Here is a 22,813-nt window from a genome sequence, read left to right on the forward strand (position 1 = left end):
TCGCTCACGCGCATGAGTAGATGAATTCGCGCCGCACCCACGACGGCGCAAAATGAAAAGGCGTTACCTTTATGGCGACCAAGGCGAAGTCCGACAGCAAGACCGCGAAGCCCGCGCGCAACACGCGCACCGGCACCGCGAAACGGCGTATCCGCAAGATCTTCGGCGACATCCACGAAGCGGTGGAAATGCCGAACCTGATCGAAGTCCAGCGCGAGAGCTACGAACAGTTCCTGCGCTCCGAACCGGAAAAGGACTACGTCTCGGGCCTCGAGAAGACGCTGCGCTCGGTCTTCCCGATCCGCGATTTCGCCGGCACCGCCGAATTGGACTTCGTCCATTACGAACTCGAACCGCCGAAATACGACACCACCGAATGCCGCCAGCGCGGCATCACCTACGCGGCCCCGATGAAGGTCACGCTGCGCCTGATCGTGTTCGAGGTCGACCAGGAAACCGAGACCCGCTCCGTGCTCGATATCAAGGAGCAGGACGTCTATATGGGCGACATGCCGTTGATGACCGACAACGGCACCTTCATCATCAACGGGACCGAGCGCGTCATCGTCTCGCAGATGCACCGTTCGCCGGGTGTGCTGTTCGACCATGACCGCGGCAAGACCCACGCTTCGGGCAAGTACCTGTTTGCCGCGCGCGTGATTCCGTATCGTGGTTCGTGGCTCGATTTCGAATTCGACGCCAAGGACATCGTCAACGTCCGCATCGACCGCAAGCGCAAGCAGCCCGTGACGTCGCTGCTTTACGGGCTCGGCCTCGATAGCGAGGAAATCCTCCACCACTTCTACAAGCTGATGACCTGGGACCGCGTTTCCGGGAAGGCCGGCGACGGCTGGAAGATCGGCTTCGAACCCGAACAGTGGCGCGGCCAGAAGCCCGCCTTCGCGCTGGTCGATGCCAAGACCGGCGAGGAAGTGTTCCCCGCCAACCAGAAGATCAGCCCCCGCGCCGCCAACAAGGCGGCCAAGGATGGCCTCAAGGAGCTCCTGCTGCCGACCGAGGAAGTGTTCGGCCGTTTCGCTGCGCGCGACCTGATCGACGAGAAGACCGGCCGCATCTACATCGAGGCGGGCGACGAAGTGACGCCCGACAATCTCGAGGCGATGGACGGCGCCGGTATCGACCAGCTCGAGCTGCTCGACATCGACTACGTCAACACCGGCCCGTGGATCCGCAACACGCTCAAGGCCGACAAGGCCGAGAACCGCGAAGAGGGCCTCGAGGCCATCTACAAGGTCATGCGTCCGGGCGAACCGCCGACCCTCGAAACCGCCGAAGCGCTGTTCGAAGGCCTGTTCTTCGACGGCGAGCGCTACGATCTGTCGGCCGTCGGCCGCGTCAAGCTCAACATGCGCCTCGATCTCGACGCCGAAGACACCGTCACCACGCTGCGCAAGGAAGACATCCTCGCCGTGGTCAAGGAACTGGTCGACCTCAAGGACGGCAAGGGCGAAGTCGACGACATCGACAACCTCGGCAACCGCCGTGTGCGTTCGGTCGGCGAACTGCTCGAAAACCAGTACCGTGTCGGCCTGCTGCGCATGGAACGCGCGGTGAAGGAGCGCATGAGCTCGGTCGACGTGTCGACCGTGATGCCGAACGACCTGATCAACGCCAAGCCCGCCGTGGCCGCGGTGCGCGAGTTCTTCGGTTCGTCGCAGCTCTCGCAGTTCATGGACCAGACCAATCCGCTTTCGGAAGTCACCCACAAGCGCCGCGTTTCGGCGCTCGGTCCGGGCGGCCTCACGCGCGAGCGCGCCGGCTTTGAAGTCCGCGACGTCCACCCGACGCACTATGGTCGCATCTGTCCGATCGAGACGCCGGAAGGCCCGAACATCGGCCTGATCAACTCGCTCTCGACCTTCGCCCGCGTCAACAAGTACGGCTTCATCGAGACGCCGTACCGCAAGGTCGAGAACATGAAGGTCACCGACGAGGTGATCTACCTGTCGGCGATGGAAGAGCAGAAGCACACCGTGGCGCAGGCTTCGGCCTCGCTCGACGACAATAACACCTTCACCGAAGAGCTGATCTCGTCGCGCCAGAACGGCGACAACCTGATGGCCCCGTCCGACAGCATCACGCTGATGGACGTCAGCCCCAAGCAGCTGGTCTCGGTTGCCGCATCGCTCATTCCGTTCCTGGAAAACGATGACGCCAACCGCGCGCTGATGGGCTCGAACATGCAGCGCCAGGCCGTTCCGCTCGTGAAGGCGGAAGCGCCATGGGTCGGCACCGGCATGGAAGAAACCGTGGCCCGCGATTCGGGCGCGGCGATCACTGCCAAGCGCGGGGGCATTGTCGACCAGGTCGACGCCACGCGTATCGTTATCCGTGCGCAGGGCGACGTCGAACCCGGCCAGTCGGGCGTCGACATCTACACGCTGCAGAAGTTCCAGCGCTCGAACCAGTCGACCTGCATCAACCAGCGTCCGCTGGTGAAGGTCGGCGAACCGGTCGAGCCGGGCGACGTCATCGCCGACGGTCCCTCGACCGATCTCGGCGAGCTCGCGCTGGGCAAGAACAGCCTCGTCGCGTTCATGCCGTGGAACGGGTACAACTACGAGGATAGTATCCTCATCTCCGAGCGCATCGTGAAGGACGACGTCTTCACCTCGATCCACATCGAGGAATTCGAAGTCATGGCCCGCGACACGAAGCTCGGCCCGGAAGACATCACCCGCGACATCCCGAATGTGGGCGAGGAATCGCTCCGCAACCTCGACGAGGCGGGCATCGTCTATATCGGTGCCGAAGTGCACCCGGGCGATATCCTGGTCGGCAAGATCACGCCCAAGGGCGAAAGCCCGATGACGCCGGAAGAAAAGCTCCTCCGCGCGATCTTCGGCGAGAAGGCCAGCGACGTTCGCGACACTTCGCTCAAGCTGCCCCCGGGCACCTCGGGCACGGTCGTCGAAGTCCGCGTGTTCAACCGCCACGGCGTCGAAATCGACGACCGTACGCGCGCGATCCTCAACGAGGAAATCGAGCGCCTGGCGAAGGACCGCGAGGACGAGCGCGCCATCCTCAACCGGGCGAACTACAACCGCCTCGAGGAAATGCTGCTCGGCCAGACCGCTTCGGCCACGCCGAAGGGCGTCAAGAAGGGCATCGAGATCACGGCCGACGTCCTCGAAGGAGTCGACAAGCACCTGTGGTGGAAGTTCGCCGTCGCCGACGACGGGCGCCAGGCGCAGCTCGAGGCGGTCAAGAGCCAGTACGACGAGAGCGTCAAGGCGATCGACGCCAAGTTCGAGGACCGCAAGGAAAAGCTCGAACGCGGTGACGAACTCGCCCCGGGCGTGCTCAAGATGGTCAAGGTCTTCGTCGCGGTGAAGCGCAAGCTGCAGCCGGGCGACAAGATGGCCGGCCGCCACGGCAACAAGGGTGTCATTTCGCGCATCCTGCCGGCCGAAGACATGCCGTTCCTCGAGGACGGGACGCCGGTCGATATCGTGCTCAACCCGCTGGGCGTGCCCAGCCGCATGAACGTCGGGCAGATCTTCGAGACGCATCTCGGCTTTGCCGCGCGTTCGCTCGGCCACCAGATCGGCGAGCAGCTCGAAGAGTGGAAGGCCGCGAACCCCGACCCCAAGCCGGGCAAGCCACCTGCCGCGCTCGTCGACAAGCTCAAGGACGTCTACGGCGAACAGTATCACGCCGATATCGAGAGCCGTTCGGGCGAAGAGTTGTTCGAACTCGCCTCGAACCTGACCGCGGGCGTCCCGATGGGCACCCCGGTGTTCGACGGCGCACGCGAAGGCGACGTCACGACCGAACTCGTAAAGGCCGGGCTCGATTCCTCGGGCCAGTCGGTGCTGTTCGACGGTCGCACGGGCGAGGCGTTCGACCGCAAGGTGACGGTGGGCATCATCTACATGCTCAAGCTGCACCACTTGGTCGACGACAAGATCCACGCGCGTTCGATCGGGCCCTACTCGCTCGTCACCCAGCAGCCGCTGGGCGGTAAGGCGCAGTTCGGCGGTCAGCGCTTCGGCGAAATGGAGGTCTGGGCGCTCCAGGCCTACGGTGCGGCCTACACGCTGCAGGAAATGCTGACGGTGAAATCGGACGACGTGATCGGCCGCACCAAGGTCTATGAAAGCATCGTCAAGGGCGACGACGCGTTCGAGGCCGGCATTCCCGAAAGCTTCAACGTGCTCGTCAAGGAAATGCGCAGCCTCGGCCTCAACGTCGACCTGTCGTCGCTCAGCGACGGCGAGGACGACGAGGACGGCGACGGCCTGCAGATCGCGGCGGAGTAGGGGGCTTCGGCTCCCTCCCGCTTCCGCCCCGAGAAATTACCCTGAATGGGATTTAAGTCATGAACGAACTGACCAAATTCACCAACCAGCTGGCCAAGCCGGAAACCTTCGACCAGATCCAGATCGGCCTGGCGTCGCCCGAGCGCATCCGCTCGTGGTCCTTCGGCGAGATCAAGAAGCCGGAAACGATCAACTACCGCACGTTCAAGCCCGAGCGTGACGGCCTGTTCTGCGCGCGCATCTTCGGTCCGGTGAAGGACTACGAATGCCTGTGCGGCAAGTACAAGCGGATGAAGTACAAGGGCGTCGTCTGCGAGAAGTGCGGCGTCGAAGTGACCGTGACCAAGGTGCGCCGTGAGCGCATGGGCCACATCGAACTGGCCGCGCCGGTCGCGCATATCTGGTTCCTGAAGTCGCTGCCCTCGCGCATCGGCCTGCTGCTCGACATGCAGCTCAAGCAGCTCGAGCGCGTGCTGTATTTCGAAAGCTACATCGTCACCGAACCGGGCCTTACGCCGCTGGAGAAATTCCAGCTGCTGACCGAGGACGAGCTCTACGAATACCAGGACGAGTATGGCGAAGACGCCTTCACCGCCGGGATCGGCGCGGAAGCGGTCAAGATCATGCTGATGGACCTCGACCTGCAGCAGGAAAAGGAAGACCTGCTCAAGGAGCTCGAGGAGACCAAGTCCAAGCTCAAGCCCGCCAAGATCATCAAGCGGCTGAAAGTCGTCGAGAGCTTCATCGATTCGGGCAATCGTCCCGAATGGATGATCCTCGAAGTCGTGCCGGTCATCCCGCCGGAACTGCGTCCGCTCGTCCCGCTCGACGGCGGCCGCTTCGCGACCTCGGACCTCAACGATCTCTATCGTCGCGTGATCAACCGCAACAACCGTTTGAAGCGCCTGATCGAGCTGCGTGCGCCGGACATCATCGTCCGCAACGAAAAGCGCATGCTGCAGGAATCGGTCGACGCGCTGTTCGACAACGGCCGTCGCGGCCGCGTGATCACCGGCGCCAACAAGCGTCCGCTCAAGTCGCTGTCCGACATGCTCAAGGGCAAGCAGGGCCGCTTCCGCCAGAACCTTCTGGGTAAGCGCGTCGACTATTCGGGCCGTTCGGTCATCGTGACCGGCCCCGAGCTCAAGCTGCACCAGTGCGGCCTGCCGAAGAAGATGGCGCTCGAACTGTTCAAGCCGTTCATCTACGCCCGCCTCGACGCCAAGGGTCTGTCGATGACCCTCAAGCAGGCCAAGAAGTGGGTCGAGAAGGAGCGCAAGGAAGTCTGGGACATCCTCGACGAAGTCATTCGCGAGCACCCGGTCCTCCTGAACCGCGCTCCGACGCTCCACCGCCTCGGCATCCAGGCGTTCGAGCCGGTGCTGATCGAGGGCAAGGCGATCCAGCTGCACCCGCTGGTCTGCTCGGCCTTCAACGCCGACTTCGACGGTGACCAGATGGCCGTCCACGTGCCGCTGTCGCTCGAAGCACAGCTCGAGGCCCGCGTGCTCATGATGAGCACCAACAACATCCTCTCGCCCGCCAACGGCAAGCCGATCATCGTGCCCTCGCAGGACATGGTGCTGGGTCTCTATTACCTGTCGATGGACCGCGAAGGCGAGCCGGGCGAAGGCCGCGTGCTGTCCGACATCGCCGAGGTGCACCAGGCGCTCGAGGTCGGTGCGGTCACCCTGCACTCCAAGATCACCACTCGCGTCCCGCAGACGGACGAGAAGGGCAAGGAGTACATGATGCGCGTCGAGACGACGCCGGGCCGCATGCTGATCGGCGAATGCCTGCCGAAGAAGCACACCGTGCCGTTCGACGTCATCAACCGCCTCCTCACCAAGAAGGAAATCGGCGACGTCATCGACCAGGTCTATCGCCACACCGGCCAGAAGGACACGGTGCTGTTCGCCGACGCCATCATGACGCTGGGCTTCCGCCACGCGTTCAAGGCGGGCATCTCGTTCGGCAAGGACGATATGATCATCCCCGAGGAGAAGATCGAACTCGTCGAGGCGACCAAGTCGCTCGTCGCCGATTACGAGCAGCAGTACCAGGACGGCCTGATCACCCAGCAGGAAAAATACAACAAGGTGATCGACGCGTGGTCGCGTTGCGGCGACCAGGTCGCCGACGCCATGATGGAAAAGATCAAGGCGCGTCCGAAGGACAAGGACGGTCGCGAGGCCGAGATCAACTCGATCTACATGATGAGCCATTCGGGCGCGCGTGGTAGCCCCGCGCAGATGAAGCAGCTCGCCGGCATGCGCGGCCTGATGGCCAAGCCGTCGGGCGAGATCATCGAGAACCCGATCATCTCGAACTTCAAGGAAGGCCTCAACGTCCTCGAATACTTCAACTCGACCCACGGCGCCCGCAAGGGCCTCGCGGACACCGCGTTGAAGACGGCGAACTCGGGTTACCTGACCCGTCGTCTCGTCGACGTGTCGCAGGACTGCGTGATCGTGGTCGAGGACTGCAAGACCTCGAACGCGCTCGAAATGCGTGCCATCGTGCAGGGCGGCTCGGTGATCGCCTCGCTCGGCGAGCGCATCCTCGGCCGCACCGTCGCCGAAGACATCGTCCACGCCGCCACCGACGAGGTGATCGTCAAGGCCGGCACCATGATCGACGAAGCGATGGTCAAGGAAATCGAGGACGCCGAGGTCCAGGTCGCCAAGATCCGCTCGCCGCTGGTCTGCGAAGCCGAACAGGGCGTCTGCGGCAAGTGCTACGGGCGTGACCTCGCCCGCGGTACGCCGGTGAATATCGGCGAAGCCGTCGGCGTCATCGCCGCCCAGTCGATCGGTGAACCCGGCACGCAGCTGACGATGCGGACCTTCCACATCGGCGGTGCGGCGCAGGTCAACGAGACTTCGCACCTCGAAAGCATCAGCGACGGCAAGGTCGTCTATCGCGACATGCCGACCATCACCGACAAGAAAGGCCGCCGCCTGTCGCTGGCCCGCAACGGCGAGATGGTGGTTGTCGATGCCGAGGGCCGCGAACGCGCGATCCACAAGGTCCCTTACGGTACCGTCCTGATGTTCAAGGACGGCGCCAAGGTGAAGGAAGGCGATCGCCTCGCCGAGTGGGATCCGTTCACCCTGCCGATCATCACCGAGCAGTCGGGCGTGGTCCGCTACCAGGACCTGGTCGAAGGCAAGACGATGGAAGAACGCGTCGACGATGCCACCGGCATCGCCCAGCGTGTCGTCACCGAGTATCGCCAGACCGGACGCAAGAAGGAAGACCTTCGCCCGCGCATGACCCTGCTCGGCGAAGAGTCCGATGCGAAGAAGGGCGAGGAAACCGAGGCCGCGCGTTACATGCTGGCTCCGGGCACCACGCTCTCGGTCCAGGATGGCCAGGAAGTTGCGGAAGGCGACATCCTCGCCCGTGCCTCGCGCGAAGCCGCCAAGACCCGCGACATCACCGGCGGTCTGCCGCGTGTTGCCGAGCTGTTCGAGGCGCGTATCCCCAAGGACAATTCGATCATCGCCAAGATTTCGGGCAAGATCGAATTCGTTCGCGAATACAAGGCCAAGCGCAAGATCGCGATCGTTCCGGAAGAGGGCGAACCGGTCGAGTACCTGATCCCCAAGACCAAGGTGATCGACGTGCAGGAAGGCGACTTCGTGAAGAAGGGTGATACCCTGATTTCCGGCTCGCCCAACCCCCACGACATCCTCGAGGTGATGGGCGTGGAGGCGCTGGCCGAGTATCTCTGCACCGAGATCCAGGAAGTCTACCGACTGCAGGGCGTGAAGATCAACGACAAGCATATCGAGGTGATCGTTCGCCAGATGTTGCAGAAGGTCGAGATCACCTTCGGTGGCGACACCACCCTGCTGCCGGGCGAACAGGTCGACCGCGAGGAAATGGACGAGGCCAACGCCAAGCTTGCCCCGCGCAAGAAGAAGGCGACCGGCAAGCCGGTGCTGCTCGGTATCACCAAGGCCTCGCTGCAGACGCGTTCGTTCATCTCGGCCGCCTCGTTCCAGGAGACCACGCGCGTGCTCACGCAGGCCGCGGTCGAGGGCAAGAAGGACACGCTGATCGGTCTCAAGGAGAACGTGATCGTGGGCCGCCTCATCCCGGCCGGTACCGGTGCGGGCATGAACCGCCTGCGCGTCACCGCCTCGAGCCGCGACGCCGCGATCCGCGCCCAGTGGAAGAAGGCGCAGGAAGCGATCGTCGCCGCGCAGACCGCCGAGGAAGAGCACGAAGCCGAGCTCGAGCAGGGCCCCGAAGCGGCGACCGGCGATACGCCGATCGGCGACGCGATGGGCGACACCTCGGGCGAAACGACCGAGGCTCCGGCCGAAGACAAGAAGGATGGTGGCGAGGAAGAATAAGCCTCGCCCCACCAGGCAAACGAAAAGGCACGGCGGATCATCTCCGCCGGGCCTTTTTCTTTGTTATTGCGCGTGCTGCGCCGGCGCTATCAGCGCCGCCGCCTTTTCTTGCTGTCCGGGTCGGGGATGATCTGGCCGAGCTCGGCGATCACGCGGTCGGCATCAACGAACAGGCTTTCGGGGATGCCTTCGTCGCCAGGCTTGCCGAACCGAACGAAGCCCACCGGGCCCGAGGGAATGAGCATGAACTGGAAGCCCGGCTGCTTCTGTTTCTTCGCCTCGATCGCCGCATGCAGCAGGATCGCATCGGGTCGGACCAGCACATCGTCGTCCGAATAGATGGTGTAGAGCCCGCTCTTGCCCGAGGGTTTCTCGCTCATCATCTTCGATTTCTTCTGGCGCCAGACGTCACCCGACGCGCGGTTGAACTTGCGCGTCTCGGCGTAACCCGAGATTCCCGAGAAGAGCGAGGCATTGTCCTTGTCGCGGGCGAGGTCGGCGGCGCGCGTATCGTCGCGGCGTTGCTCCCACATCGCTTCTGGCGTCAATTCGAGCGCGCCGAACATGTCGTCCGATTCCGCTCCTTCGCGCAGCAGCGCATTGGCCGCCATCACCGCGCCGAAGCTCGGCGACAGCCATCGCGAACGCGAGGCGAAGCTGCGCCGCGCCTTGGCCTCCTCGCCCGTGCTGGCGAGCCGCAACACTTCGAACAGGTCGAGTACCTCGACCGTTTCGGTCTGGCCTTCGGTGTCGCCATTGTTGCGGTTGATCCGGAGAATCTGGTCGGCCTCGTCGGCCAGCGCCTGCGCGGTCTCGAAATTGCCGGCGAGCGCGTGGCTCACCGCGCTGTGGGCGTACATCTGCGCCGAACGCTTGGTCGGCTGCATCGCCTCGATCACGGCGCGCCAGTCGTCTCGAGCCTTGGCTGCGTCGGCGTAACGCCCGACTTCCTCGAGCCGCGAGGCGTAGGCATTGAGCCCGCCCGGCCACACGCGCGCGAGGCGGAGCCGGTATTGCTCCTCCTCTTCGCTCATTTCCGGAAGGTATTCGGAGAACGTGTCGACCGCGACCAGCGGCATGATCGAGAACGGGCGGTCGACCGTCCCGCGCAGCGCGACGCGCTGGGCTTCCTCGGGCTGGCCCCGGCGCAGCAGCGCCACCGATTCGAGCCGGTCGAAATGGAGGCCCATCGAACGTTCGAAATAGGGGTTGCCGACCAGCTGGGCCTCGGCGGCCTGGGCGCGGGCCAGGCCGACATCTTCGATCGCCCCGTCATAGTCGGCGATTTCGATCCGGTGCGCGGCGCGCGCGAGGAACAGCGGGATCCGGCGCAGCTGGTTGTCTTCGCGATCTGCCGAATCGAGCAGGTCGGTGCACACCGCGACCCCGGCCTCGCCGAATTCGCGCGCCGAGGGGTTGGGCGATTCTTTGGCCGGGGCGAACAGCCCCAGCAGCGTGATCGCACCCAGGAAACGCGCGAAATCTTCCATTCCGGTGACGTTATTCGGCTGGCCGTCGCAGCGCAGGTAGCGCGACGGACCGTCGGCGGCTACTGCGATTTGCGGCAGGACGAGGCTGGCGGCCGCGACGGCCCCCAACAGCGATTTCTTCATTCTGGTATTCCCCCTTGCGATCCACGGCAGGGTGCCGTCGGCAGGCAATTCTGCCGAGAACTTCGGGGCTGGCAAGTCCCATTCCACCGCCCTGCGCGACTTTTGCGCCGCTGTGTCCGTTCGGACGCGCTTCCCAAGCGCGCGTGGTTTGCCTAAGCGCGCAGCCATGGTCGATACGCTCAAGATCCGCCTCGTCCAGTCGACCCAGTGGGTCGGCGACATTCGTCGCAATGTCGAAGCGATGCGCGAGGCGCGGTCGCGGGCATCCGATTGCGACCTGGTACTCTATCCCGAGATGCAGCTGATCGGCTACCCGCCCGAGGATCTGGTATTGAAGCCGGCGCTGATCGAACGCGCGGCACGCGCGATGCAGGAGCTCGCTTCCGAAACCGCCGATGGCGGTCCGGCGATGCTGGTCGGCAGCGTCTTCCTCGACGACGGGCTGCTCTATAACGGCGTCGCGCTGCTCTGCGACGGCAAGGTCGCGGCGGTCAGCTACAAGCACGAATTGCCCAATTACGGCACCTTCGACGAACGCCGCCACTTTGCAGCCGGGCCGCTGCCCGAACCGGTCGAGTTCAAGGGCGTGAAGCTCGGCCTGCCGATCTGCGAGGACATCTGGCACCCGAAGGTCTGCGCCCACCTGAAAGCGCGCGGCGCCGAGATTCTCCTATCGCCCAATGGCAGTCCCTATGAGATCGAGAAGGACACGCTGCGGCTCGAGAATGTCTGCGTGCGCCGGGCGGAGGAAACCGGCCTCCCGCTCGCCTATGTCAATCGCGTCGGCGGACAGGACGAGCTGGTGTTCGACGGGGCGAGCTTCGTCGTCAACGGCGACGGCGCGCTCGCGCTCCAGATGCGCGACTGGAGCGAGGAAGAGGTCACCACGATTTGGAGACGCGGTCAGGGCGGCTGGGCCTGCGAAGAGGGCGAGCGGCACGAACTCGCCGACCACCCCGAGGATGCGTGGTGCGCGATGATGATCGCCACCCGTGATTATATCGAGCGCAACAACATGCCGGGCGTGATCATCGGCCTGTCGGGCGGGATCGACAGCGCGGTGGTCGCCGCGCTGGCGGTCGACGCGCTGGGGCCCGAGCGGGTGTGGTGCGTGATGCTGCCGTCGCGCTACACCGCCGATCTCAGCCTGACACTGGCCGAGGAATGCGCCGATGCGCTCGGCGTGCGGCACTCGGTGATCCCGATCCAGCCCGCGGTCGACGGTTTCGACGAAATGCTGTCGAGCGATTTCGCCGATACCGAGGTCGACCTGACCGAGGAAAACATCCAGTCGCGCATCCGCGGGGTGACGCTGATGGCGCTGTCGAACAAGTTCGGCCAGATGGTCCTGACCACCGGCAACAAGAGCGAGATGAGTGTCGGCTACGCCACGATCTACGGCGACATGGCGGGCGGCTACAATCCGCTGAAGGATGCCTACAAGACCACCGTGTTCCGCGCCGCCGCCTGGCGCAACACGACGGTACCGCGCCTCGCCAAGGGGCCGCCGGGCGAAGTGATCCCGCAGGGGATCATCAACCGTCCGCCCAGCGCCGAACTGCGGCACGACCAGAAGGACGAGGATTCGCTCCCCCCCTACGACGTGCTCGACGCAATCCTGCTCGGCCTCGTCGAACACGAACAGGGGGTCGACAAGCTGGTCGCGCAGGGTTTCGACCGCGAGACCGTGATCCATGTCGAGAACCTGCTCCACCGCGCCGAGTACAAGCGCCGCCAGAGTGCGCCGGGGGTGAAGCTCGGGACCAAGAATTTCGGCCGCGACCGGCGCTATCCGATCACCCACGGCTTCCGGACGGGCCGGTGAGGGGCTGGATGCTCCTGCCGCTGGCCGCGCTGGCGGCCTGTTCGCAGAGCAACGAGCCTGCGGCACCGGAGCCGGAACTTACGACCGCTTCCGGCGAGGGCACCGAGCGCCCGCTCTTCCCCGCGCCCGCATCCATCATCGGCGAATATCGTGTCGCGGGAATCGATGGCGAAGCCTGGGACCAGCCCTACGGCGTCGCGCTGTCGATCACCGAGAGCGAGATCTCGTTCGAGCCCAGATGCGCGGGGTTCGTCTGGACCTACACCTATGCGCCGGACGGGACGCTGACCACCGAGCGCCACCCGGAATATGGCGGAGAAGTGTCACCCGACGGCTCGGTGGTGGCCTGTGCCGTGGGCCTGCGGCCGACCGAGATCGCGCTGGGCAAGGCGATCGATGCGGTCGAGCGCGCCGGTCGGACGCCTGCCAACGCAATCGAACTGTCGGGCGGCGGGCATACGGTCACTGTCTTCTCGCAATAATCGCGCCCCCGCGCTAATTGCGAGGGCATGACCACGATCACGCGCTTCGCCCCGTCCCCCACCGGACTGCTCCATGTGGGCAATTTGCGCACCGCGCTGCACAACTGGTTGCTGGCGAAGAAACAGGACGGGAAATTCCTGCTGCGGATCGACGACACCGATCGCGAGCGTTCCGAGGAAGCCTTCGTCGAGGCCGCGCGTGAAGACCTCGCCTGGCTTGGGATCGTGCCCGATAGCGAGGAGCGCCAGTCCGAGCGGTTCGCTCTTTACGAGGCAGCGTTCGACAAGCTGCGCGAGGCTGGCCGGGTCTATCCCTGTTATGAGACCGCACAGGAGCTCGAACTCAAGCGCAAGGTCCAGCTGGGTCGCGGCCTGCCCCCGATCTACGATCGCGGCGCGCTCGCGCTCTCGGAGGACGAGCGCGCGGCCAAGGAAGCGCAGGGCATCGACCCGCATTGGCGTTTCAAGCTCGATCACGATGAGCCGATCGGCTGGAATGACGGCATTCGCGGCCCGGTGAAGTTCGACCCGGCGCAATTGTCCGATCCCGTAATCCGCCGCGGCGATGGCTCGTGGCTCTACATGCTGCCTTCTGCGGTCGACGATATCGAGATGGGCGTCACCGACGTGCTGCGCGGCGAGGACCATGTCTCGAATACGGCGGCGCAGGTGCAGATGTTCGCGGCGCTCGGGGCAAGCGCCCCGCGTTTCGCGCACGAAGCGCTGCTGGTGGGCAAGGAAGGCAAGCTGTCGAAACGGCTCGGATCGCTTTCGGCGCGCGCGCTGCGCGAACGAGGGCTCGAACCCGAGGCGCTGCTGTCGCTGCTCGCGCGGCTCGGCACTTCGATGCCGGTCGAGGCGATCGTCCGCCGCGAGGTGCTGGTCGAAAGCTTCGATCTCTCCACGTTTGGACGCGCGCCGGCGAAGTTCGACGAGGACGAGCTCGTTCGGCTCAATGCCCAGATCGTCCACCGTCTGCCCTTCGCGCAGGTGGCGGAGCGTGTGCCCGAAGGGATGGACCAGGCCGGCTGGGAGGCGATCCGGCCCAACCTGACGCGGGTCGACGAGGCCGGCGAGTGGTGGGCGGTGGTGACCGGTTCGGTCGTGCCGCCGACGATGGATCCCGAAGAGCGCGAATACCTGACGCAGGCAGTATCTGTCGCCGAGGGAATTTCGTGGGACGAGAATGCATGGCACGCGCTGACCGCCGCTTTGAAGGAGCAGACCGGCCGCAAGGGGCGCGCGCTGTTCCTGCCCCTGCGGCAGTCGCTGACCGGGCGGGATGCCGGGCCGGACATGGGTGCGCTGCTGCCGCTGATCGGGCGCGACACCGCGCTCGAGCGCCTGCGGGCTGCGGCGGGGGGCTAGGCCGCTTCGAGTTCCTTCGGCTTGCTGGCAGTCAGCAGAGCCTTCTGGATGTCCTTGAGGCGGGCCTTGTCCTTGACCTTCGCACCGTCGGGATCGGTGACGTAGAATACGTCGGCGGCGCGCTCGCCATAGGTCGCGACATGGGCGGAATGGACCACCAGCTTCGCCCGAAAGAGGGCGCGGCCGAGGCGATAGAGCAGCGCGGGCCGGTCGCGCGCGACCACTTCGACAACGGTGAAGCGCTTCGAGGCGGAGTTGTCGAACAATACGCGCGGCCGCACGTCGAAGGCTTCGGCGCGCCATTGGGTCTGCGGCTTGCGCGCCAGTTGCGGTTCGAGCGGGTCGCCCTCGGGCGATAGTGCATCCTCGATATTCTCGCGCAGCCGCTCGAGCTGTTCGGGCTCGTCCATCGGCTGCTCGTTGGGATCCTGGATCAGGAAATTGTCGAGCGCGACGCCCTTGTCGGTGGTGTGGATGCGCGCATCGATGATGTTGCCGCCCGATACGTTGATGCCGCCGGCGATGCGGTAGAACAGCCCGGGATTGTCGGGTGCGATGACGGTGGCGAGCGTCGCCCCGCGCTCGGGATCGGGCCGGCACGAGATCGCGATCGCGCCGAGATCGGAGGCCGCCAGCGCGCGGAGGTTGTCGGCGATGACGTCGGCCGGTTCGGCGATCCAGTAGCTGTCGGGCAGCGTCTCGCCCGGATATTCGACCAGCGGGTGCTGCGGGCCGAGCAGTTCGCCGACCCGGCTCTTCTGGCGGGCGACCGATTGGCGCCGCCCTTGCCGCTGATGGCCGAGCCGCATGCGCTGTTCGGACAGGTCGTAGAGCGATCCGATCAGCTGGCGCTTCCAGTCGTTCCAGGTGCCCGGCCCGACCGCGCGGATATCGACCATGGTCAGGATCGTGAGCAGCCTCAGCCGTTCGAGCGACAGCACCTCGCCGACGAATTGTTCGACCGTGCGCGGGTCGGCGAGGTCGCGCTTGAAGGCGGTACGGCTCATCAGCAGGTGCTCGCGCACCAGCCAGGCGACGAGTTCGGTCTCCTCCTCGTCGAGCCCGAAGCGCGGGCAGAGCTCTTCGGCGATCTCGGCTCCGAGCTCGGAATGATCGCCTCCCCGCCCCTTGGCGATATCGTGCAGCAGCACTGCGACATAGAGCGCGCGACGATGCTTGAGCTCGTGGATCAGGTCCGAGGCGCGCGGATGGTCGCGCCGCAGCTCGCCGCGCTCGATCTTCGCGAGCAGGCCGATCGCGCGGATGGTGTGCTCATCGACCGTGTAATGGTGGTACATGTCGAACTGCATCTGCGCGTTGACCTTGCCGAAATCGGGCACGAAGCGACCGAAGACGCCGGCCTCGTTCATCCACCGCAGGGCGGTTTCGGGCCCTTCGCGATGGGTCAGGATATCGAGGAAGGTCGCGTTCGCTTTCGGATCGTCACGCAGGTCGCGCGCCAGTGCGGCATCGCGGGCGGCGCGGCGCATCGCGGCGGGGTGGACCTCGAGGTTCTGGTCGAGCGCGAGCTGGAAGATCTCGAGCAGGCGGTGCGGGTCCTGCCTGAACCAGTCGTCGGTCGGGGCGTCGATCTTGCCGCCGTAGATCACGAAACCGTGGAGGATGCGCTTGCGCGCGCGGAAATTGGCCAGCAGCCCGCGTCGCGGCGGTTCGTTGAACTGCTCGTCGAGCTGCGCGAGGAAGGTCCCGGTGAGCGCGCCGACCCGCTTCGCCTGCAGGAAGTAGTATTGCATGAAGCGCTCGACCGCGCTCTTGCCGGGGCGATCGGCGAAATGCATCCGCGCGGCGACTTCGCGCTGGACGTCGAAGGTCAGCCGGTCCTCATTGCGCCTGGTGATCGTGTGGAGATGGCTGCGCACCGCCCAGAAGAAGTTTTCGGCGCGGCGGAACTGGCGGTATTCGGAGGGCCGGAAGAGGCCCGATTCGACCAGGTCTGCACCATGCCGCACGCGGTGGATGTACTTGCCGATCCAGTACAGCGTCTGGAGGTCGCGCAGGCCCCCCTTGCCCTCCTTGACGTTGGGTTCGACGACATAGCGACTGTCGCCCATCCGCTCGTGCCGCGCATTGCGTTCGGCGAGCTTCTCGGCGACGTAATCCTTCTCGGTCCCGTGGACGACCTCGGCCCAGAAGCGCCGCCGCGTCTCTTCGTATAATGCGCGTTCGCCCCAGACGAAGCGCGCCTCGAGCAGCGCGGTGCGGATGGTGAGGTCTTCGGCCGCGAGCGCCACCGTCTCGCCCGGCGTGCGGATCGACTGGCCAACGGTCAGCCCGAGGTCCCACAGGAAATAGAGGATCGCCTCGATCGCCTTCGCGCACCATTCGCACTCGGCGGTCGGTACGATGAATGCGATGTCGACATCCGAATGCGGTGCCATCTCGGCGCGCCCGTAGCCGCCCACGGCCATGATCGTGAAGCGATCGTCGGCTTCGCGCTCACCGGGATAGAGATCGTGCGCGACGTGATCGTGCACGATCCGCAACAGCTGGTCGATCAGGTATGCATTGTCGTTGGCGATCGCGTGCCCGGCGCCCGGATTGGCCTCGAGCCGCTGGGCGAGCTCGGCCTGCCCGGCGGCGAGCGCGTCCTTGAGCGAGGACACGATGGCGGGCCGCGCGTCCTGCGCGCCGTCGCGCGCGACCAGCTCGCCGATGCGGGCGGTCAACGCACGACGATCGACGATCGCCCGGGGGGATTCCGGGCGCGGATCGCTCATTCGGGCAGAACTTCCTTGGCGTATTGATCACGCAGCACGCGGCGATCGATCTTGGCGGTGCCGAGGCGCGGAAGGCTTTGCTTCTCCTCGAAGAAGCGTACCGGCACCTTGAACTTGGCGATCCGCCCTTCGACGTATTCGCGCAGCTCTTCCTCGCTCAGGCTCTTGCCGTCCTTGGCAAGGTAGACCGCATAGGGCAGCTCACCATAGCGATCGTCGGGCAGGCCGAAGCAGCTGCACTCGGCGATGTCGTCGTGCCCGTAGATCGCCTGTTCGACCTCGAGGCACGAGATGTTCTCGCCGCCGCGGATGATGATGTCCTTCTTGCGATCGACGATGAAGAGGTAGTCGTCCTCGTCGAGGTAACCGAGGTCGCCGGTGCGGAAATACCCGTCCGGCATGATCGCCTCTTTCGTGGCCTTCTCGTTGTTCCAGTAGCCGAGGAAATTGCAGATCGAGCGGATCGAGATCTCGCCCATCTCGCCCTGCGGCAGCGGATTGCCGTCGTCGTCGAGGATCGCGAGGTCGACCAGCGGACGCGAGGGGCGCCCCGTCGACCCGGGTTTGGCGAGGTAGTTCTCGTTGAAATTGCCGCAGCCCACCCCATTGGTCTCGGTCAGGCCGTAGCCCAGCAGCGGGAAGCCGTCGGGCATCTTTTCCTTGATCTTGGTGACGTGATCGACCGGGCGCGGCGCGCCGCCGGCGGCGAAACCCTGGCAGCTCGAGAGGTCGTATTTGTCGCGATCGGGATGCGTCGCCATCTCGTAGCTCATCAGCGGCACGCCGACGAAATAGGTGATCTTCTCGTCCTGGATCAGGCGCATCGCCTCGACCGGGTCCCATTTCGGGGTCAGGACCAGCTTGCGCCCGATCGCGAAGCTCTGGAGGAACAGCGGCACTTCGCCGGTGACGTGGAACAGCGGCACGTTGACGAGCGCGCTCGGCTGGACGCCGGTCGCCTGGCCGGTGCTTTCGAAATGCTGCAGCACCATCAGCGATTGCGCAGCATAGCTGAGTGTCCCGTGGACAACCGCGCGATGATCCGAATAGGCCCCTTTCGACTTGCCGGTCGAACCCGAGGTGTAGAGCACGGTCGCCAGGTCGTCGGGCCCGATCTCGGGCAGGGTGGCATCGGCCGCGCCTTCGACATCGAGTACCGGGCCGAGGCCCTGCTGCCAGGCGGTGTCGTGATCGAACAGCAGGACTTCGGCACCGTGGTCGATCCCGTCGAGCCGCGCGGCGCGCTGACGGTCGGCGATCAGGAGCTTGCATTCCACGAGGTCGATGCCTTCGGCGAGCTCCTCGCCCGACCACCAGCCGTTGAGCAGCGTGGCACAACCCCCGGCGCTGATGATGCCCATGTAAGCGATGATCCAGTTAGCCGAATTGCGTGCCGCCAGGCCGACGCGGTCGCCCTTGTTCACACCGCGGGCGACGAGCGCCTTGGCCACCGCCATCGCGGCCTGGAAGGTCTCGCCGAAGGTCATGCGGACATCCCCGTCGACGAGGAATTCCTTGTCCTTATGCTCGTTGCAGTAATGCGCCATCAGGTGGAACATCGAAGGCGGCGCGGCCTTCAGGGTCGTCAGCTCGACTCCGTAACGTTCGTAAGTGCCGGTTTCCAGCGGAGCGCCGGGCGCGGTCAGCGCGTCCATGATTGCTGCCAGCTTGTCGTCGAGTGCCGTTGCCATTCCTGTCGCTCTCCTGTTCGATCCCGCCCGGTCCGTGTCTGTCGCGCCTTTCGCTTACCTTCCCGATATGCCATGGGCCGTGGCGAGAAGGGGCGGGGCGCCGCCGGACTTTAAAGCATGATTCCCCTTGGGGTTTAGGGAGTTCGAATGGACCTGTCACCCGTCCTTGCACCGTCGTTTTTCGCCGCGGCTGGCGAGCCGATCCAGTGGGTCGATCTCGGCCTGCGCGAAGGGATCGACGTCTTCGGCCTGTTCATGCTGCGCTATTATTCGCTCGCCTACCTGCTCGGCATCTTCTTCGCCTATTGGCACACGCTCAAGGCGATCAAGCAGCCCGGCGCGCCGATGGCGCAGCGGCACGTCGACGACCTGCTGTTCTATGGCATGCTCGGCGTGATCCTCGGCGGACGACTGGGCTATGCGATCTTCTACCAGCCCGAACTGTTCACCACCTTCACACCCGATACCTTCGTCAGCTGGAACCTTCTGCGCCTTTGGGACGGCGGGATGAGCTTCCATGGCGGGCTGGTCGGCGTGTTGCTGGCGATCGTGTTCGTCGCCCGGCGTGGCGGACTCTCCTTTCTGCGGGTGTGCGACTACATCGCGGTCGGCGTACCGATGGGCATGCTGCTCGGCCGTCTCGCCAATTTCGTGAACGGCGAATTGTGGGGCCGCGTGGCCGATCCCTCGCTGGCTTGGGCGATGGTGTTCCCAGGTGCCGGCAACGAGGCGCGCCACCCGAGCCAGCTCTACCAGGCGGCGAGCGAGGGTCTGATCCTGCTGCTCGTGATGCTAGGCCTCTTCTGGCTGACGAAGGCGCGCTGGCGCCCGGGGCTGCTGGTCGGCGTGTTCGCCGCGGGTATCGCGACCTCGCGATTCGTGATGGAATTCTTCCGCCAGCCCGACGCGCAGCTGACCGAGTTCGCCGAAAGCACCGGGCTGTCGATGGGCCAGTGGCTGACGATCCCGCTGTTCTTCGTCGGCGTGTTCTTCGTGATCCGCGCGCTGCGCAAGCCGCCGATCGACGGGTTGCAGGCGAAGCTGCCCAAGGGCGCGGACAAGGCCGATAGCGGCGCGAAGAAACCCGCCGCCGGGGCGTGACCGATTACGCCGCCAGCCTGAGGCGGCTGATCCGCGCCACCGGGCCGGTCCCGGTCGCGCGCTACATGGCGGAAAGCAACGCGCATTATTACGCCACCCGCGATCCGCTGGGGCGCAACCCATCGGGGCATGGCGGCGACTTCACCACCGCGCCCGAAATCAGTCAGATGTTCGGCGAAATGCTGGGGCTTTGGCTCGCCGATCGCTGGAAGAAGGCCGGCGCTCCGACCGATGCGGTCTATGTCGAGCTGGGGCCGGGGCGCGGGACGCTTGCCGCCGATGCACTGCGCGCGATGTCGGCGGCGGGGCTGGAGCCGGAGGTTCATTTCGTCGAGGGGTCGCCGGTGCTGCGCAAAGCACAAGGGTCGGCGGTGCCCGACGCGACCTTCCACGAAGACCTCACCGGCCTGCCCGAAGATCGCCCGCTGATTGTCGTCGCCAACGAGTATTTCGATGCGCTGCCGGTGCGGCAGCTGGTCGCCACCGACGATGGATGGCGCGAGCGGATGGTCGGGCTCGAGGGCGAGCGGCTGGTCCCGGTCGCCGGATCGCAGCCGATGGATTCGGCGCTGCCGCAGGAGCGCCGTGACGCCCCGGTGGGAACGGTGATCGAAACCGCGCCCGCACAGGTCGCGCAGATGCGCGAACTGGCGACGCGTCTGGCGCGGCAGGGCGGCGCGGCGCTGGTGGTGGATTACGGCTATGCGCGACCACACACCGGCTCGACCCTCCAGGCGGTGCGCGTGCATGAAAAGGTCGATCCCTTCGCCCATCCCGGCGAGGCGGATTTGACCGCGCATGTCGATTTCCTCGCGCTGGCCGACACCGCGATCGAAGCTCGCGCGCAGGTGCTGGGAATCGCGACCCAGGGCGATTTGCTGCGCGCGATCGGCATCGAACGCCGCGCCGAAGCGCTCGCGCAGGCTGCACCCGATCGCGCCGATGAAATCGCCGCCGGGCTCGAGCGACTGGTCGCGGAGGATCAGATGGGGCGGCTGTTCAAGGCGCTCCTGATCGCGGGCAAGGGTTGGGGCGACTAGGGGTTGGGGCGACTAGAGCCCGATCCGCTCGGTCAGCATTCGCGCGGCTTCGGCCGGGGTGCGCTTGTTCTCTTCGCGATCGACCGCGTAATTGGCCTCGCGCATCGCCTCGACCGGGATTGCACCGACCAGCGGCCGGAGCGCCGCGATCAACCGCTCGTCCTGCGCCGCCTCGGGCGACAGCAGTATGATAGCGTCATAGCTCGGGAAGGCACCGCGCGGATCATCGAGCACCTGCAGGTCGTCCGCCGCGATCCGCCCGTCTGAGGTATAGGCGCTGATCACGTCGGCCTCGCCCGATTGCAGCGCATTGTACATGAAGGTCGGCGAGAAATTGCGCGTCTCGCCGAAGCGCAGGCCATAGGCGTCACGCACTGCGATCCATTCGGGGCGCTCGAAGAATTCGGGGTCGCCGCCGATCGTCAGCCGCGGCGCGACCCGCGCGAGATCGGCGATGCTTGCAAGACCCAGCTCTTGGGCGCGATCGGCGCGCATCGCGAGCCCGTAATTGTTCTCGAAGCCGAGCCGGCCGAGGATCAGCGTGCCGGTCTGCTCGCGTTCCCATTCGACGAGGCGACGATAGATTTCCGCGCGCCCGGGATTGTCCTCGCGCTTCAATTGGTTGGTCCACAGCGTCCCGGTATAGTCGATCGAGATGTCGATCGCGCCGGTGGTCACCGCGCTGTGCACCACCGCCGACCCCAGGCCCTCGCGATATTCGACCGCGTAGCCGGCTGCCTCAAGCCGCTCGCCGATCAGGCGGCCGAGGATGTATTGTTCGGAAAAGCTCTTCGCCCCGATCACGACCGTCTCGTCATCATCCGGTGCGTATAGCGCGAGGGCGGACGCCGCGATCCCGGCCAGGGCTACCGCGAGGCCGCCCCACAGCAGTGCGGGCCTGCGGCTGGCAAAGCCACGTTCGACCGCGCCGAGCAGCGTATCCGCGACCAGCGCAAGCCCGGCCGAGGCGATGCAACCGGCCAACACCAGTGACCAGTTCTGCGTCTGCAACCCGGCGAAGATCGGATCGCCGAGGCTCGGCTGGCCGATCGTCGTCGAAAGCGTGGCCGCGCCGATCGTCCACACCGCGGCGGTGCGGATCCCGGCCATGATATAGGGCGCCGCGAGCGGGGCTTCGACCAGCCGCAGTTTCTGGCCCGGGGTCATCCCGACGCCGTCGGCGGCTTCGAGCACGCCCGGCGCCATCTGCTCGCGCGCGGTCACGGCGTTGCGCAGGATCGGCAGCAACGCGTAGAGCGCCAGCGCCAGCAGCGCGGGCAGGAAGCCGAGCGTCGGCAACCCTTCGCCGAACACCGCGCGCAAGCTCAACAGGATCGGAAAGAACAGCGCGAGCAAGGCGAGCGCGGGGATCGTCTGCACGAGACTGGCGAAGCCCAATGCGATCCGCGAGACGGTTGCCGAACGGCTTGCCCAGACCGCGAGAGGCAGCGCCACCGCGATGCCCAGCGCCAGCGCGGCGGCGGCGAGCAGGACGTGCGCGGCGAGCTTGTCTCCGAGACCGAGCAGGGCGTCCCACACCGCGCTCAACGGTCGATCCTCGCCAGCCTTTCGGCCTGCGCGCGGGGCACCGCGACCAGCGCCTGCGCTTCTTCGCCGCCGGCTCCGGAGAGCAGCCCGGCGGGCGTTTCGTCGGCCACGATCCGACCTTCGCTCATCACCAGCACGCGATCGGCCAGCAGCATTGCTTCGGCCATGTCGTGGGTTACCATCACCGTCGTGAGGCCGAGGCGCTTATGCAGTTCGCGCACGCGCTCGCCGAGGCTGTCGCGCGTGACGGGGTCGAGCGCGCCAAATGGTTCGTCCATCAGCAGCAGGTCGGGCTGTGGCGCGAGCGCGCGGGCAACCCCGACGCGCTGGCGTTGCCCGCCCGACAGTTCGGACGGCATCCGCGACGCCATGGCCGGATCGAGTTCGACCAGTTCCAGCATTTCGGCGATCCGCGCCGCGCGGTTGCGCTCGCCCGCGAGCTTCAATCCGATGCCGACATTCTCGCCGACGCTCATGTGCGGGAACAGGCCGATCGCCTGGAAGACGTAGCCGATCCTCCGGCGCAACGCCGGTCCCGGGAGCGCGGCGACGTCCTCGCCCTCGAACGAGACGCTGCCCGTGCCCGGGACGACCAGGGCGTTGACGGTCTTGAGGAGCGTCGATTTGCCCGATCCCGACGCGCCGACCAGCGCGACGAAACTCCCTTCCGCAACGTCGAGCGACACGCCGCGCAGCGCCTCGACCGCGCCATAGGATTTGGCGAGATCGCGCAGTTCGAGGATCGGTTCGGGCAAGGGCC

At 65.8% G+C, this 22,813-nt stretch carries 12 protein-coding genes; 7 read left to right on the forward strand and 5 right to left on the reverse strand.

Features of this window, described 5'->3' with window-relative positions; translation table 11 throughout:
* The first annotated feature begins 71 nt into the window (after positions 1-71).
* Together rpoB and rpoC are read left to right on the forward strand one after the other, a co-directional pair.
* On the forward strand, positions 72-4,283 hold the full coding sequence (rpoB, locus tag IEW49_RS00970) for a DNA-directed RNA polymerase subunit beta (RefSeq protein WP_188640927.1): 4,212 nt from the start codon (positions 72-74) through the stop codon (positions 4,281-4,283).
* Between the two features lie 59 nt (positions 4,284-4,342).
* On the forward strand, positions 4,343-8,647 hold the full coding sequence (gene rpoC, locus IEW49_RS00975; protein WP_188640928.1) for a DNA-directed RNA polymerase subunit beta': 4,305 nt from the start codon (positions 4,343-4,345) through the stop codon (positions 8,645-8,647).
* A gap of 89 nt (positions 8,648-8,736) precedes the next feature.
* On the opposite strand, the gene IEW49_RS00980 is transcribed toward rpoC, so the two are convergent.
* Positions 8,737-10,260: a hypothetical protein gene (locus tag IEW49_RS00980; RefSeq protein ID WP_188640929.1), complete on the reverse strand. Its 1,524-nt coding sequence runs from the start codon at positions 10,258-10,260 to the stop codon at positions 8,737-8,739.
* A 166-nt stretch (positions 10,261-10,426) separates the two neighbouring features.
* Between IEW49_RS00980 and IEW49_RS00985 the strand changes: the two genes are divergently transcribed.
* Genes IEW49_RS00985 through gltX form a run of 3 tightly spaced genes read left to right on the forward strand, consistent with a single transcriptional unit; the run spans position 10,427 to position 13,935 of the window.
* The gene (locus IEW49_RS00985; RefSeq protein ID WP_188640930.1) at positions 10,427-12,085 is read left to right on the forward strand and encodes an NAD+ synthase; all 1,659 of its coding nucleotides are present in this window, start codon (positions 10,427-10,429) and stop codon (positions 12,083-12,085) included.
* Positions 12,082-12,567, forward strand: a complete 486-nt coding sequence (locus IEW49_RS00990) for a hypothetical protein (RefSeq protein ID WP_188640931.1) — start codon at positions 12,082-12,084, stop codon at positions 12,565-12,567. Before IEW49_RS00985 ends, IEW49_RS00990 begins: the two co-directional genes overlap by 4 nt.
* Positions 12,568-12,594: 27 nt before the next feature.
* Positions 12,595-13,935 carry a glutamate--tRNA ligase gene (gene gltX / locus IEW49_RS00995; RefSeq protein ID WP_188640932.1) on the forward strand — a complete coding sequence of 447 codons (1,341 nt, stop codon included), beginning with the start codon at positions 12,595-12,597 and terminating at the stop codon, positions 13,933-13,935.
* On the opposite strand, the gene IEW49_RS01000 is transcribed toward gltX, so the two are convergent.
* Positions 13,932-16,673, reverse strand: coding sequence for a [protein-PII] uridylyltransferase (locus IEW49_RS01000; RefSeq protein ID WP_188640933.1), 2,742 nt, complete (start codon positions 16,671-16,673; stop codon positions 13,932-13,934). The genes gltX and IEW49_RS01000 overlap by 4 nt on opposite strands.
* Positions 16,670-18,364 (reverse strand): class I adenylate-forming enzyme family protein, encoded by a 1,695-nt coding sequence (locus tag IEW49_RS01005; protein ID WP_188640934.1) that lies wholly within the window; start codon positions 18,362-18,364, stop codon positions 16,670-16,672. Before IEW49_RS01005 ends, IEW49_RS01000 begins: the two co-directional genes overlap by 4 nt.
* Before the next feature lie 147 nt (positions 18,365-18,511).
* Between IEW49_RS01005 and lgt the strand changes: the two genes are divergently transcribed.
* Entirely contained in the window at positions 18,512-19,465 is a 954-nt protein-coding gene (gene lgt, locus IEW49_RS01010) for a prolipoprotein diacylglyceryl transferase (protein ID WP_188640935.1), read from the forward strand.
* Positions 19,462-20,505 (forward strand): class I SAM-dependent methyltransferase, encoded by a 1,044-nt coding sequence (locus tag IEW49_RS01015; RefSeq protein WP_229658024.1) that lies wholly within the window; start codon positions 19,462-19,464, stop codon positions 20,503-20,505. The genes lgt and IEW49_RS01015 overlap by 4 nt, the downstream gene beginning before the upstream one ends.
* Before the next feature lie 12 nt (positions 20,506-20,517).
* On the opposite strand, the gene IEW49_RS01020 is transcribed toward IEW49_RS01015, so the two are convergent.
* Both IEW49_RS01020 and IEW49_RS01025 read right to left on the reverse strand, forming a co-directional pair.
* Positions 20,518-22,053, reverse strand: coding sequence for a glycine betaine ABC transporter substrate-binding protein (locus tag IEW49_RS01020; RefSeq protein WP_188640936.1), 1,536 nt, complete (start codon positions 22,051-22,053; stop codon positions 20,518-20,520).
* Entirely contained in the window at positions 22,050-22,808 is a 759-nt protein-coding gene (locus IEW49_RS01025; RefSeq protein ID WP_229658025.1) for an ATP-binding cassette domain-containing protein, read from the reverse strand. The genes IEW49_RS01020 and IEW49_RS01025 overlap by 4 nt, the downstream gene beginning before the upstream one ends.
* Positions 22,809-22,813 lie beyond the last annotated feature (5 nt).

It is taken from the genome of Pseudoblastomonas marina (genome assembly GCF_014641655.1).
GTDB lineage: Bacteria > Pseudomonadota > Alphaproteobacteria > Sphingomonadales > Sphingomonadaceae > Alteriqipengyuania_A > Alteriqipengyuania_A marina.

Excerpts from the sequence above, each read along its gene's own strand:
- rpoC (WP_188640928.1), top strand. The coding sequence starts at position 4,343 with ATGAACGAACTGACCAAATTCACCAACCAGCTGGCCAAGCCGGAAACC.
- lgt (WP_188640935.1), top strand. The coding sequence starts at position 18,512 with ATGGACCTGTCACCCGTCCTTGCACCGTCGTTTTTCGCCGCGGCTGGC.
- IEW49_RS00980 (WP_188640929.1), bottom strand. The coding sequence starts at position 10,260 with ATGAAGAAATCGCTGTTGGGGGCCGTCGCGGCCGCCAGCCTCGTCCTG.
- IEW49_RS01005 (WP_188640934.1), bottom strand. The coding sequence starts at position 18,364 with ATGGCAACGGCACTCGACGACAAGCTGGCAGCAATCATGGACGCGCTG.
- IEW49_RS00985 (WP_188640930.1), top strand. The coding sequence starts at position 10,427 with ATGGTCGATACGCTCAAGATCCGCCTCGTCCAGTCGACCCAGTGGGTC.
- gltX (WP_188640932.1), top strand. The coding sequence starts at position 12,595 with ATGACCACGATCACGCGCTTCGCCCCGTCCCCCACCGGACTGCTCCAT.
- IEW49_RS01000 (WP_188640933.1), bottom strand. The coding sequence starts at position 16,673 with ATGAGCGATCCGCGCCCGGAATCCCCCCGGGCGATCGTCGATCGTCGT.
- rpoB (WP_188640927.1), top strand. The coding sequence starts at position 72 with ATGGCGACCAAGGCGAAGTCCGACAGCAAGACCGCGAAGCCCGCGCGC.